Raw genomic sequence first — 14,007 nt, 5'->3', positions numbered from 1 at the left:
GTCGGGATCACCCATGACGCCTTCGCCGAGACCATCGTCGCCATGGTCATCGAGCACGACCCCGAGTTTCACGCGGGCAAGGTCGAGATGCGTCCCTCCACCCAGGGCAAGTACCTGTCGCTGACCCTGACCGTGCGCGCCACCAGCCGCACCCAGCTCGACAACATCTACCGCGCGCTCTCCACGCACGAGATGGTCAAGTTCGTGCTCTGAGGTCAACAGTCTCCTCGTGAAAACCGGCGCAGCCCGCAAGGCGCGCCGGTTTTTTCATGCCCGCATCACTTCTTGCGGGTTGACGTTTTCTGCACCTTGCCCGGCCATTCCGACTGCGCCTGGAATTGCCGCATCTCTTCCACGATCCATTTCCTGAAGGCCGCCACGCCCGGCTTCTCCAGCCCTTCCGGCAGGTGCACCAGGTAGTGCGCCTCCTCGCACAGTTGCGCCACGTCGAACAGCCGCACCAGCGTGCCGCTGGCGATCTCCTGCCAGGCAATCGTATGGCGCGACAGCGCCACCCCCTTGCCCTCCACCGCATGGCGCAGCGTCAGCGAAGAATCCTCCACCACCAGCGTGCCGCGCGGCTCGGGCAGGTCCAGCCCGGCCAGGGTCAGCCACGGTTGCCAGGATTCGCGCGTGTCCATGCGCAGCAGCGTGCAATGCACCAGGTCGGCGGGACGCACCAGCTTCTTGTTCTGCTTGCCGCGATAGCCGGGCGCGGCCACCGGGTAGTAGTAGTCCTCGCTCAGTTTCTCGGTGACCACGCCCGCGTACTGGCCCCGGCCAAAGCGGATGCCGATGTCCACCCCGTCCAGCCGCAGGTCGGCCAAATGGCTGCCCGATTGCAGCACTACCTCGATTTCCGGATGGGCATCGATGAACTTCCACAGGCGCGGTGCCAGCCAGCGTGAAGCGAAGGAGGGCGTGGCCGAGATCACCAGCCGCTGCTGGCGCGTCAGGCTGCGCAGGTGGTCGGCCGCTTGCGCGATCTCGCCCAGGGCCTTGCGGATGGTGGCGGCGAAGCGTTCGCCGGTTTCGGTGATGCTGATGCGCTTGCCATGGCGATGGAACAGCTGCAGGCCCAGGTCTTCCTCCAGCGCGCGCACCTGGTGGCTGATCGCCCCCGGCGTGACGTGCACTTCTTCAGCCGCACGCGAGAAACAGCCATGACGGGCGGCCGCATCAAAGGCGCGCAGGGCGGCCAGGTTGGGGAGCTTGCGCAAATCGGCCATGACGGCTCCTTGTGAATTAAATTAGCAAGGAGGAGCAATATATATCGTTTTGCTGCGCTTGCGGCCTTTCCTACAATGATGACTCATCACGCATCATTCCAGGCATCTTCCCCCTTGCAGCCGCACCCTCCCGGGCATCGCGGCAGGGACGCGGCTTGCCTGGCGATTCAGACAGTCGAGCACAGGAGCCAGCGCCATGACAATTTCATTCACAGATCCCAGCCTTCCCGGCCAGTTGCAGCAAGGCCAGGTACAGACCCGTCGCCTGCAGGGCGGCGTGCGCATCCGCGTGACCTCCGGACTGGTGTGGCTGACCATTGCCGGCTGCCGCGACGACATCTGGCTCCAGCCCGGCCGCTGCTTCGACTACCACGGGCGCGGCGACGCCATCTTCGAAGCGGTCAACGGTGCGGCCGAATTCACGGTCACGCCCTTGCCTCCCAAGGGGTGTGGTGACGATCCGATCCGTATTGCCAAGCTCTTGCCGCACGGCCTGATCCGCTGGTTCTGATACGGGCAAAGAGGAATTTCGCTACACTGGCGGGCATGCAAACCGCACTGCCCACCGCCAGCACGCCCGTGGCTGGCGCCCGCCGGCCCGAGATCGTCCGGCGCGGCGTCGAGCCCTACGAGGCCAGCTTCGCCGCCATGCGCGCCTACACCGATGCGCGCACCGCCGATACCCCCGACCAGCTCTGGATCGTCGAGCATCCCCCTGTCTACACGCTGGGCTTGGGTGCCGACCGCGCCCATGTGTTGAATCCGCACGACATCCCGATTGTCCAGACCGACCGCGGCGGCGAGGTCACCTACCACGGCCCTGGCCAGGTGGTGATCTACCTGTTGATGGACCTGCGCCGCAACCGCAGCGGGGCGCGCCTGTTCGCCCGCGAATTCGTGCACAACATCGAAGAGGCGGTGATCGCCACGCTGGCGGCGTATAATCTGGCCGGTGTACGCAAGGAGGGGGCGCCCGGCATCTACGCCGCCGACGGCCCCTGGCAGGGCGCCAAGGTGGCCGCGCTGGGCTTGAAGATACGGGGCAACGGCTGCACCTACCATGGTGTTTCGCTCAACGTGGCGATGGACCTGGCACCGTTTTCCTGGATCAACCCCTGCGGCTACGAAGGCCTGGCCACCGTGGACATGCAGACCCTCGGGGCTGCCGATGCCCGGCTGGACGCTGTCCAGGACTTGCTTGCCGACCAACTGATCGCCCGCTTCGCGGGCATGGCTTGAGCCCCACGCGCCGCGTGCGCCCGGGGCCGGAACGACCGACATGACTACCGAAATCACTCCCGCAGCAGATTCTTCCTCCAATGCCACCGGCTCGGCGCGCGCCAATCCGCTGGACAAGCAGAAGGGCGCCGGCAAGACCGCCTGGATCCCGATCAAGGTGGTGGCCGCCGAAAAGCTGAAGAAGCCGGACTGGATTCGCGTCAAGGCCGGTTCGCCCACCACCCGCTTCTACGAGATCAAGGACATCCTGCGCGCCAACAACCTGGTGACGGTCTGTGAGGAAGCCTCCTGCCCCAACATCGGCGAATGCTTCGGCAAGGGCACCGCGACCTTCATGATCATGGGCGACAAGTGCACCCGCCGCTGCCCCTTCTGCGACGTCGGCCACGGCCGCCCCGATCCGCTGGACCCCAACGAGCCGGAAAACCTGGCCAAGACCATCGCCCAGCTGCGCCTGTCCTACGTCGTGATCACCAGTGTGGACCGCGACGACCTGCGCGATGGCGGCGCAGCACACTTCGCAGCCTGCATCCAGCGCGTGCGTGAATTGTCGCCCGAGACCCGCATCGAGATCCTGACCCCGGACTTCCGTGGCCGCATGGACCGTGCGCTGGAAATCCTCAAGATGGCCCCGCCGGACGTCATGAACCACAACCTCGAAACCGCACCACGCCTCTACAAGGAAGCGCGTCCGGGTTCGGATTACGAATATTCGCTGAGCCTGTTGAAGCGTTTCAAGGATCTGCATCCGGAAGTGCCGACCAAGTCCGGCATCATGGTGGGCCTGGGCGAAACCGACGAGGAAGTGCTGCAGGTCATGCGCGACATGCGCGCGCACAACGTCGACATGCTCACCATCGGCCAGTACCTGATGCCCAGCGGCGACCACCTGCCGGTGCGCCGCTACGTGCACCCCGACACCTTCAAGATGTACGAGGAAGAGGCCTACAAGATGGGCTTCGTGCATGCCGCCGTGGGCGCGATGGTGCGATCGAGCTACCATGCGGATCAGCAGGCGCACGGGTTGGTTTGACCCGCTGCTTTCCGCTTCCATCCCCCCGCAAGCGATGCTGCACCCTCTCTGGCACCAGGCGATCGATGCCGACAAGGCCAGGCTGGATGCGGCACGCCCGCTGCCGCAACACACGGTCGCCTCGCTGCGCGACAAGCTGGTACTGGAGTGGACGTATCACTCCAATGCGATCGAGGGCAACACACTGACCCTGCGCGAAACCAAGGTAGTGCTGGAAGGCATCACCGTCGGCGGCAAGTCGCTGCGCGAGCACTTCGAGGCCATCAATCACCGTGATGCCATCCTCTTCGTCGAGCAGGTCGTGGCCGGCCACGAGCCCCTGAGCGAAGCGCACATCAAGGACATCCACAGTCTGGTACTCAAGGGGATCGATGCCGATGAAGCCGGCCGCTATCGACGCGAGAACGTGGTGATCGCCGGTGCCAGCACCACCCCGCCGGATTTCCTGCATCTCAACGATGAAATGCGCGCCTTGCTGGCGTGGTATCAACAGGCCGGCAGCCTGCATGCGGTCGAACGTGCGGCGCAATTGCATACGCGCTTCGTGAAGATCCATCCCTTCATCGATGGCAATGGCCGCACCGGCCGCCTGCTGTTGAACCTGGAACTGATGAAATCCGGCTATATCCCCCAGCGGTCATCCGCAAGGAAGATCGGCTGGCGTATTACGACGCTCTCGATGAGGCCTGCGTCAGCGGCGACCATGCGGCCATCACCACCCTCGTGGCCGAGAGCGTGCAGCGTTCGCTGCGCTTGTACCTGGACCTGCTGCCTGCGCCAGGATGAGCGGCATCAGCTCAATCGCCTGATCAACCCCATCACCCATTCAAATTTTTTTCCGTAAGGCGGATGCAACAGCGTCCCGCCGTTCCAACGCGCCTGCCGGAACACCGGCTTGCGCTTGCTGAAGGTATCGAAGCCCCAGCGTCCGTGATAGGCGCCCATGCCGCTTTCGCCGACGCCGCCAAAGGGCTGCTCCTCCTGCACCAGGTGCCACAGGCAATCATTGATGGTCACGCCGCCCGCATGGGTCTGCCGCAGCACCTGTTCGCGCCGTGCCGCATCCTCGCCGAACCAGTACAGCGCCAGCGGGCGCGGACCTTGCTGCACATGGGCGATGGCTTGCTCGGGCGTTTCGTATTCGAGGATGGGCAGCACCGGCCCGAAGATCTCTTCCTGCATCACCCGCATCGACGCAGTCGCCCCCAGGATCAGCGTGGGTGCCAGCTTGCGGCTCTGGCCCAGCTGTTCTCCCGCCGGGTTCACCTCGATCACCTGCGCACCCGCCGCACGCGCTTCTTCCACCATCGCCTGCAATCGCGCCCGATGGCGCGGGCTGATGATGGCGGTGTAGTCGGGGTTGTCATGCAGGCGCGGATAAAGACGGACCATCGCTTCGGCCAGTTGTTGCGCCACCCCGGCCGCCTGTCCACGCGGCACCAGCAGATAGTCCGGTGCCACGCAGGTCTGCCCGGCGTTGAGCAACTTGCCGAAGGCAATGCGTTGCAGGCTGCTCGTCATGCGGCACGAGGCATCGAGAATGGCAGGCGACTTGCCGCCCAGCTCCAGCGTGACGGGTGTGAGATTGGCCGCCGCCAGTTGCGCGATCTGCCGTCCGACCTGGGTCGATCCGGTAAAGAACAGATGATCGAACGGCAGCGATGCAAAAGCCTGTCCGATGCCGGCGTCCCCGGTGACCACGGCCATTTCCTCCGGGGCGTAGTAACGCGCGACCAGTTCGGCCAATAGGGCCGAGAGCCGGGGCGTCAGTTCCGATGGTTTGAGCAGCACCCGGTTGCCCGCCGCCAGTGCCGCCACCGCCGGGCCCAGCGCCAGTTGCAGCGGGTAATTCCACGGCGAGATGATGCCCACCACGCCCAGCGGCTGCGCCAGCAGGCGATTGCTGCCGGGCAGGAAGTGCAGGGCGGTGGCCACCCGCTGCGGACGCATCCAGCGTTTCAGGTGCGATTGCGCATGGCGGATGCCGGCGCGCAGCACGAACAGTTCGGCCATGCGCGTTTCATGGTGCGAGCGGCCCCCGAAGTCGGCATCGATGGCCGCGATGAGGGCCGCTTCGTGCTCGTCCATCAGCGCCTGCAGGCGCGCCAGCCGGTCCATCCGCACTGCGTGCGAGGGATCACTGTCGGCAGCAAACGCCTGTTGCTGCGCGGTGAAGAGCTGCTGCAATTCTGCAGCGGTGGTATCAGTCATTGATGCATCCTTGCATGGTGTCATCGAACAGTGTCAGGCCGCCTCGGCATGGGCCTGGCTGGCGCGGATCATGTCGGCTGCCTTCTCGGCAATCATGATGGTGGGTGCATTGGTGTTGCCGCTGACCAGCGTGGGCATGACCGACGCATCCACCACGCGCACGCCCTGCAGTCCATGCACGCGCAATTGCGCATCGACCACCGCCATCTGATCCTCGCCCATGCGGCAAGTGCCCACGGGATGGTAAATGGTGTCGGCACGCTGGCGGATCATGGCTTCCCAGGCCGCGTCATCCATGCCCTCGCGGCCGCCGAACAGTTCACGCCGGCAATAACGGCGCAGCGGTTCGGTCATGACGATCTGGCGCGCGATGCGAGCCCCCGCGATCATGGTGGCCAGGTCGCGCGGGTCGGAGAGATAGCCCGCATCGATCAGCGGATCGGCCATGGGATCGGCCGATTGCAGCCCCACGCGGCCGCGCGAATGCGGGCGCAGCATGCACATGTGCAGGGAGAAGCCATAACCGGCATGCAGCTTTCTTGCATGGTCATCCACGATGGCGATGCAAAAATGCAGCTGGATATCCGGCCGCTCCAGTTCCGGCCGGGTCTTGAGGAAGGCCGCGCCTTCCGCAAAGGGCGTGGCGATGAGGCCCTCGCCATGGCGCTTCCAGGGCAGCAGCTGGCCCAGCAGGCGCAGGCCGCCGACCACGCCCAGGCCAAAGTTGTCGGTGTCGCGGGTGGTCCATCCCTGCGTGAAATCGAGGTGATCCTGCAGGTTCTGGCCCACGCCGGGCAGGGCGTGATGCAGGGCGATGCCGTGCGGCAGGATGTCCTCGGGCCGGCCCACCCCCGACAGTTGCAGCAATTGCGGCGAGCCAAAGGCCCCGGCGGCGATGATGACTTCACGCGTGGCGCGCACCTGCGCTTCTTGCTGCTGCTGGCGATAGGCCACCCCCACCGCGCGCTTGCCCTCAAACAAGATGCGCTGCGCACGCACCTGGCGCAGCACGGTCAGGTTGGGCCGCTGGCCCATCACCGGATGCAGGTAGGCGGCCGCCGCCGAGCAGCGCTCGCCGCGATGATCGGACGTGTGGAATTGCGTGACCTGGTACAGGCCCACGCCTTCGTTGTCTCCGGTATTGAAGTCCTGGCACAGCGGATAGCCGCGTGCTTGCGCCGCCTCGATGAAGGCACGCGTGATCGGGCGCGGGCGATTCTGTTCCGAGACCTGCAGCGGGCCGCTGGCCCCGTGCCAGGCATCGGCCCCGCGCACATTGTTCTCGGAGCGCTTGAAGTAGGGCAGGACCGACTCCCAGTCCCAGCCCGGGCAGCCAGCCTGGGCCCAGCCATCGTAGTCCTGGCGCTGGCCACGGATGTAGAGCATGGCGTTGATGGCCGAGGAGCCGCCCAGGGCGCGGCCGCGCGGCTGGTAGCCACGGCGGCCGTTCAGGCCCGCCTGGGGAGTGGTCTGCAGCGCCCAGTTGTTGAGCTTGCCGTAGCCGGGCAGCATGGCCACCACGGCGGCCGGGGTGCGCACCAGCAGGCTGTCGCCCTGGCCGCCGGCTTCCAGCAGGCAGACCGTGACGCGTGGATCTTCCGACAGGCGGGCGGCCAGTGTGGCTCCCGCCGAGCCGCCACCGGCGATGACGTAATCGAACAGCACGGTTGTCTCCCTTTGTTATCGTTGACCGGCTTTCAAGGGGATGCCGCCCTTGGGGCTGGCACCGTGTCCGGTGTGTCCCGGACTGGCTGGCATTATGACGCGGCCGGCCCGGCCTGTTCAAATTCCCTGCACGAATTGGACAATTGCCTTCACCGGAGCGGCCCGCGCGCTGAAATAAACCCCGGCCCAAGGTAAGATACGCGGTTCTGAGCATTCGATTCGAAAGCAGGTTGTCATGTCCTCACCGATCGCACCGGCCGCTGCCGCGCCGGAAGAAAAACTGGTCTTCGTCAGTTCGTGCAAGTTGCCCATGCCCTGGGCGACCTTCGAACTGCACGCCTTCTACGATGAAGTTTCCGGCAAGGAACACCTGGCCCTGACCCTGGGCGATGTCGGCAACGGCGAGCCGGTCCTGGGCCGCGTGCACTCCGAGTGCCTGACCGGCGATGCCCTGTTCTCCCAGCGCTGCGACTGCGGTGCCCAGCTGGAAGCAGCCCTGAAGAAGATCGCCAAGGAAGGCCGTGGCGTGCTGTTCTACCTGCGCCAGGAAGGCCGCGGCATCGGCCTGTTGAACAAGATCCGCGCCTATCACCTGCAGGACCAGGGCGCCGATACGGTCGAAGCCAACGAACGCCTGGGCTTCCCCGCCGACATGCGCCGCTACACCATCGTGCTGCCCATGCTGGCGCACCTGAAGATCACCAGCCTGCGTCTGATGACCAACAACCCGCGCAAGGTCAAGGCGCTGGAAGACAGCGGCATTACCGTGGCCGAGCGCATCGCCCTGATCGCCAACCACAATCCCTTCAACATCGGCTACCTGGGCACCAAGGCGCGCAAGCTGGGCCACCTGCTGCCGGGACTGGCCAAGACCGAAGAGAAGACGGAAAAAGTGCCGCTGGATGCGCACGACAACGAGTAACGCGCATCCATCACGCGGGTGAATACACGGCGGGCGACCATTCAGATCGTGAATTCTCGCCATCCGGTAAAACCAGGTAAAGATGCCGGCTCCCGCCGGGCGCGGCTTGCCGCCAGGACGGACCCCACGTGGTCCGTCTTTTTTTTTGTCTTGCGGAGGCAGCCCGCCTGACGCATCAGGTAGCATGACGGCTGCATCGTCCTTACTCCCTGTCCTTACACCATGAATCCATCCGTCCCTGCCGGCACCGCACCGATACCCGTTTCCCTGCTGACCGGTTTCCTGGGCAGCGGCAAGACCACGCTGCTGAACCATCTCATCACCCAGCCCGAGATGAAGAACACCCTGGTCATCATCAACGAGTTCGGCGAGATCGGCCTGGATCACCTGCTGGTGGCCCACAGCCAGGAAGAGACCATCGTCGAGATGAGCAGCGGCTGCCTGTGCTGCACCATCCGTGGCGACCTCAAGAAGACCTTGAAGGACATCACCTGGCGCTTCGCCGAAGGCGGCCAGCGCAAGTTCGACCGTGTCGTCATCGAGACCACCGGCCTGGCTTCACCCACGCCCATCCTGCATACGCTGATGACCGATGCCTTCATCTCGGAGCGCTATCGTCTCGATGGCGTGATCGTCACGGTGGATGCCGTCAATGGCATGTCGACCCTGGACCATCACCCGGAAGCGATCCAGCAGGCCGCCGTCGCCGACCGCCTGCTGCTGACCAAGACCGACCTGGTGGACGCTGATACGCTGTCGGCCCTGCAGGCGCGCCTGCGCACGCTCAATCCCGGCGCGCGCCAGCTGCAGCCCCAGGTCGGGCAGATCGCTGCTGCCGAGCTGCTCGATGCGGGCCTCTTCAAGCCCGGCGAGAAAATGCCTGACGTCGCGCGCTGGCTCAACGAGGAAGCCTTCGCCGAGAAAGAGGCGCATGCCCATCATGCGCACCATCACCACGGCCATGGCCACGAGCACGGACACCACGATCATCACGGCGACCACCATGACGATCACGCCCACGACGTCAATCGTCACGATGACCACATCCGCGCCTTCTGCTTTACCTTCGACGAACCCATCGATCCGGTGCTCTTCGATGAGTGGCTGAGTTTGCTGGTCGGCTTCAAGGGCCCCAACATCCTGCGCATCAAGGGCATCCTCAATCTCAAGGGCGAGGACAAGCCGACTGTCATCCACGGTGTGCAGCACATCTTCCACCCCACGGCCACGCTGCCGGAGTGGCCCTCGGAAGACCGCCGCAGCCGCATCGTCTTCATCACCCGCGATGTCGAGCGCGCGACCATCGAGCGTTCCTTCGATGCCTTCATGCAGGCCCAGGCGATTGAGCGCGAAGCACGCGAGCAGCGCCAGTCGCCATCGGTTTATTGAGCCCGGTCACGCTGAACAAATGCGTTTGTTCCCATGTGGAAACATGCGAGCAGGCTGGTCCGGTTAAAAATAAATGCGCTTTGACCGATAACAAGGGGAGTCCCGGATTATGATCGGGCTCTCCTAAGGGATATAACGATTCGTTTATGCAGCGTGTGATCAACAAGCTGGGGGCAACGTTGTCGGCATCGCTCACGCTGATGCTGGGTTTGTGTGCCACTGCGACGGTGTTCGTCGCGACCAGCCATCTGGAAGAGGATGCCGTCCAGCTCGACTTCGAGCGTCGGGCGGGCCTGCGCGCCTTCACCATACAGCGCGGTCTGGAAGAGGCGGTGCAGGTACAGTCGGTGGTGAACCATTTCTATGCCACCGTGGGCGATCCCACGCGCGAACAGTTCGAGAGCTTCACGCGGCCTCTGCTGGAACGCTATCCCTATGTGCGCGCCTTCAGCGTGCAGCGTTTCGTGGCCGACGAAGACCGCCTGGTCTTCGAAGCTCTGCGCCAGGGGGCCAAGCCGGGCTTTGAAATCACTGCGCTCGATGGTGACCGCACCGTGCGCGCCTCGCAGCAACCGACCTATCTGGTGGTCGATTACGTGGAACCGGTGGCCGGCAATGAAGCGGCGCTGGGGCTGGATGTCTCGCGCAATCCCGCCATCATGGGCGCGCTCGATGCGGCCGTGGTCAGCGGAAATCCTTCTTCAACGCCGCCGATCCGGCTGGCCCAGACCGGCCCGGATGAGCGCGGCCTGCTGGTGATCCAGCCGGTCTATCGCGGTGGCGTACAGCCGACCGATACGGCGGCCCGTCGCGCACTGCTGGTCGGCGATACCACCGCCGTACTGGAACTCAACGGCCTGGTGCAGAAGATCCTCGACGGTGCCGGGCTGATGTCCGACCATGAGATCGGACTGCGCCTCTACGTCGGACAACAGGCCGATCCGGCCAACCTGGTCTACCGCCACGACAGCCAGGCCCGCGCCATGCAGTGGATGGACAAGGTCATCAAGCCGGGCAGCTTCTTCCGCCATCCCTCCACCACCATCACCAGCTTCGACATCGCCGGCCAGACCTGGCACATGGAGATCAGCATCCCGCCACGGTCGGTCTTCTCCGACCACTACGGTTCGCTGCTCATCGGCCTGGTCGGCGTGATCGCTTCGCTGCTGGGCGCGGCCTACATGCGGGCGCTGTCGATGCGTTCGCACCGCGTGCAGCAACTGGTGGAAGACAAGACCGCCGAGCTGCGCACCACCAACGCCCTGCTGTCGGATGACATCAAGGCGCGCCGCCTGGCCGAGCGTGCGCTGCGCCTGCGTCATCAGGCCATCGAGGCCAGTGCCAATGCCATCCTGATCCTCTCGGCGCAGGAGCCGGACTACGTCATCGAATACGTCAATCCGGCCTTCGCCCGCATCACCGGCTACAGCAGCGGCGAAGCGGTGGGCAAGAGCATTCGTTTCCTGGAAGGCCGCGACAGCGATCCTGAAGGTTTCGAGACTGTCTGGATCGCCATGCGCGAACAGCGCGAACACAACGTTGTACTGCGCAACTATCACAAGGATGGCTCGGAGCTGTGGAACGATTTCTACATCGCCCCGGTGCGCGACGAGAGCGGCGTGGTGACGCACTTCGTGGCGGCGCTCTACGACATCACCTCGATGAAGCGTTATGAAGCCGAACTGGAATTCCAGGCCAGCCGTGACACGCTCACCGGCCTGATCAACCGCCACATGCTGCGCCATCATCTGGAGCAGGCCATCGGCACGGCCGAGCGGCAGAAGCAGGCCTTGTGGGTGGTGTTCGTGGACCTGGACCGCTTCAAGTTCGTCAACGACACCCTCGGCCACAAGGCTGGCGATACCCTGCTGCGCACGGTGGCCGGTCGCTTGCGCGCCGCCGTGCGTGAAGCCGATACGGTGGCGCGGCTGGGTGGCGACGAATTCATCATGATCCTGCCGGAGCAGGACGAACTCTCGCTCGATACCCGCAGCCTGCAACGCATCATGGATGCGGTGGCGGCCCCAGTGACGCTGGGCGGCCATACGCTGTTCATGACCTGCAGCATCGGCGTGGCCTGCTATCCCAACGATGGTACCGATGGCGAGACGCTGATCAAGCATGCCGACATCGCCATGTATCGCGGCAAGCAGACCGGCCGCAACAATTTCCAGTTCTACACCCCGGCCATGAACGAGCAGGCGCTGGAACGCCTGCGCATCGAAGGCGACCTGCGCAATGCGCTGGATCACGGCGAATTCCTGCTGCACTACCAGCCCAAGGTGGACCTGGCCTCGGGCCGCGTGGTGGGCAGCGAGGCGCTGATCCGCTGGCTGCATCCGCAACTGGGCATGGTCTCGCCGGCGCGCTTCATCGGCCTGGCCGAAGAGACCGGCCTGATCCTGCCCATCGGTGCCTGGGTCCTGCGTACCGCCTGCACCCAGTGCCGCCAGTGGCAACTGGCCGGGCATGAGGACATCAGCGTGTCGGTCAACCTCTCGGTGGGACAGTTCCTGCAGAAGGATCTGGTCTCTTCGATTGCCGATGTGCTGCAAGACACCGGCCTGCCGCCGGCCTCGCTGGAAATCGAACTCACCGAGAGCCTCATGATGACCGACGTCGAGCACGCCATCGGCATCCTGGCGGGCTTGAAGAAACTGGGCATCCGTCTTTCCATCGACGACTTCGGTACCGGTTATTCGTCGCTGGCCTACCTGAAGCGCTTCCCGATCGACGTGCTCAAGATCGACCGTTCCTTCGTGCGCGACATCACCATCGATGCCGATGATGCGGCCATCACCGCCTCCATCATCTCGCTGGCGCGCCACTTGAAACTGCGCGTGATTGCCGAAGGCGTGGAGACCGATGAGCAGCTGGACTACCTGCGCCACTATGGCTGCGACGAGATCCAGGGTTACCTGTTCAGCCCGCCGGTGGCGGCCGAGAAGTTCGAGCAGATCCTGCGCGAAGAGCGGGTAATTTTGTAATTTTTCTTCACGCGCTGTTCTGGAATCAGGCCGCACGGCAATGCCGCTGCGGCCTTTTTCATATTGGGCTCAATGATGCGCAATCCAGGCCAGGATGAGCGCGATGGTGGGCAGCGAGAGGGTGGTGGAGTACAGGATGGCGCGCGACATGGCGGTGACTTCGCGTTGATACAGCTCGGCCAGCATGAAGGGGCCGGTACCGATGGGCAGCGCCGCCAGCAGCACTGCGCTGTCGGCCCACAGGCGCGGCATGGGCAGGATCCAGTAGGCCAGCACGGCGGTCACGGCCGGCTGCAGCAGCAGCTTGAAGGCCACCAGCAGCCACACCGGCGAGCCTCCCGCCGTGCGCACGGGCTGGGCCAGGAACAGCCCCAGCGAGACCAGCGCGCAAGGACCGGCTGCACCGCCCAGAATCTTGAAGAGCTGCTGTACGCCCGGCGGGATGGCCACCCCGCTCAGGGCCACGATGATGCCGGCCACCGGCGCGATCATGATGGGATTGCGCAGCAGCGAGCGGCCCACCTTGGCCACGGTCTGGCCGAAGGCGGCCTGGGCATGCAGGCAGGTTTCCAGCAGCACGATGGCGACCGCAAAGAGCAGGCAGGCCGTCATCACCATGGCGATCACCGAGGGCGGCAGGCCGTCGCTGCCGAAGGCCAGGTAGCACAGCGGAATGCCGATGAAGCCGGTATTGGCATAGGAACTGCCGAGGCTATCGATGATGACGTCAGGGGCGGCCGCCTTTTGGCGCAGGCGCAGCGCGGCGGTGATCAGGAACACCACCGCCACGCCGATGGCGAAGACGGCGATGAAGCGCAGGTTGGCGAAGTCCGCAGGTTTGAGGCGCGACATGGAATCGAACAGCAGCGCCGGCAGCGCCAGCCAGATCACGAAGCGGTTCAGCTCGCTGGCCGCGCCCGCCGAGAGGATGCGGCGCTTGCGGCACATCCAGCCCAGGAAGATCAACGAAAAAATCGGGAAGACGATGTTGAAGATGGCGAGCATGGCGTGGCGGGTTGACCGGCGTCGGAGGTGGGAACAGACCCTACGGAGCCGCTCCTGCTTTGTCAAGGCGCAATGCCGCACGGGGCGGGCGGCGTAGAATGGCGGCCTTGTCTGATTTATCCACAGGGCTTTTCACGATGCCTGCGCGTCCCCTTCAACTTGCCTCTGCCGAAATGCTGGCCGCCTGGCGCGCCGAGGCCGATACCATCACCGCCGCACTGCAGGGCGTTCCGGACTGCCTGCGCGAACAGCGCAGCGCCACCGTGCTGGACCTGCATTTCGGGCAGGGTCAGTCCTTCTTCGCCACCTGGCATGCCTTCGCCCGCC

11 protein-coding genes and 2 pseudogenes are annotated in these 14,007 nt (G+C 64.8%); 9 read left to right on the top strand and 4 right to left on the bottom strand.

All coding sequences use genetic code 11. The annotated features are described in order from the left end of the window. On the top strand, positions 1–213 hold a 213-nt coding region (locus tag B3873_RS11605; protein ID WP_286866156.1), incomplete at its 5' end, for a DUF493 family protein. Between the two features lie 65 nt (positions 214–278). On the opposite strand, the gene gcvA is transcribed toward B3873_RS11605, so the two are convergent. Beyond that, on the bottom strand, positions 279–1,229 hold the full coding sequence (gene gcvA / locus B3873_RS11600) for a transcriptional regulator GcvA (protein WP_286866155.1): 951 nt from the start codon (positions 1,227–1,229) through the stop codon (positions 279–281). Positions 1,230–1,425: 196 nt separating this feature from the next. On the opposite strand from gcvA, the gene B3873_RS11595 reads away from it, so the two are divergent. From B3873_RS11595 to B3873_RS11580, 4 genes and pseudogenes are all read left to right on the top strand, one after another. Then, the gene (locus tag B3873_RS11595) at positions 1,426–1,740 is read left to right on the top strand and encodes a DUF2917 domain-containing protein (protein ID WP_051057580.1); all 315 of its coding nucleotides are present in this window, start codon (positions 1,426–1,428) and stop codon (positions 1,738–1,740) included. 35 nt (positions 1,741–1,775) lie between these two features. Continuing rightward, entirely contained in the window at positions 1,776–2,468 is a 693-nt protein-coding gene (lipB, locus tag B3873_RS11590; RefSeq protein WP_276842421.1) for a lipoyl(octanoyl) transferase LipB, read from the top strand. A gap of 40 nt (positions 2,469–2,508) precedes the next feature. Next, entirely contained in the window at positions 2,509–3,501 is a 993-nt protein-coding gene (gene lipA / locus B3873_RS11585) for a lipoyl synthase (RefSeq protein WP_286866154.1), read from the top strand. 34 nt (positions 3,502–3,535) lie between these two features. Then, a pseudogene (locus B3873_RS11580) lies at positions 3,536–4,287 on the top strand (Fic family protein). A 6-nt stretch (positions 4,288–4,293) separates the two neighbouring features. Here B3873_RS11580 and B3873_RS11575 read toward each other — a convergent pair. Continuing rightward, positions 4,294–5,712 (bottom strand): coniferyl aldehyde dehydrogenase, encoded by a 1,419-nt coding sequence (locus B3873_RS11575; RefSeq protein ID WP_286866152.1) that lies wholly within the window; start codon positions 5,710–5,712, stop codon positions 4,294–4,296. Positions 5,713–5,745: 33 nt separating this feature from the next. Next, positions 5,746–7,377, bottom strand: a complete 1,632-nt coding sequence (locus B3873_RS11570; protein ID WP_286866150.1) for a GMC family oxidoreductase — start codon at positions 7,375–7,377, stop codon at positions 5,746–5,748. A gap of 235 nt (positions 7,378–7,612) precedes the next feature. Between B3873_RS11570 and ribA the strand changes: the two genes are divergently transcribed. The 3 genes from ribA (at position 7,613) to B3873_RS11555 (ending at position 12,675) form a co-directional block, all read left to right on the top strand. Further along, positions 7,613–8,299, top strand: a complete 687-nt coding sequence (gene ribA, locus B3873_RS11565; protein ID WP_039790315.1) for a GTP cyclohydrolase II — start codon at positions 7,613–7,615, stop codon at positions 8,297–8,299. Positions 8,300–8,521: 222 nt separating this feature from the next. Further along, positions 8,522–9,688 (top strand): CobW family GTP-binding protein, encoded by a 1,167-nt coding sequence (locus B3873_RS11560; RefSeq protein ID WP_286866149.1) that lies wholly within the window; start codon positions 8,522–8,524, stop codon positions 9,686–9,688. Positions 9,689–9,834: 146 nt separating this feature from the next. Beyond that, positions 9,835–12,675, top strand: coding sequence for a bifunctional diguanylate cyclase/phosphodiesterase (locus tag B3873_RS11555; RefSeq protein ID WP_286866148.1), 2,841 nt, complete (start codon positions 9,835–9,837; stop codon positions 12,673–12,675). Between the two features lie 69 nt (positions 12,676–12,744). Here B3873_RS11555 and B3873_RS11550 read toward each other — a convergent pair whose 3' ends face one another. Further along, a complete protein-coding gene (locus B3873_RS11550) occupies positions 12,745–13,680 on the bottom strand; it encodes an AEC family transporter (RefSeq protein WP_209585203.1) in 936 nt (311 codons plus the stop codon). 137 nt (positions 13,681–13,817) lie between these two features. On the opposite strand from B3873_RS11550, the pseudogene B3873_RS11545 reads away from it, so the two are divergent. Next, positions 13,818–14,007, top strand: a pseudogene (locus B3873_RS11545) (tRNA (mnm(5)s(2)U34)-methyltransferase); the annotation flags it as partial.

The organism is Herbaspirillum sp. UBA812 (assembly GCF_002296545.1).
GTDB classification, from domain to species: Bacteria; Pseudomonadota; Gammaproteobacteria; order Burkholderiales; family Burkholderiaceae_D; genus Herbaspirillum; species Herbaspirillum huttiense.
The sequence above is the reverse complement of the archived record's forward strand: the minus strand, read 5'-3'. Positions and strand labels throughout refer to the sequence as shown.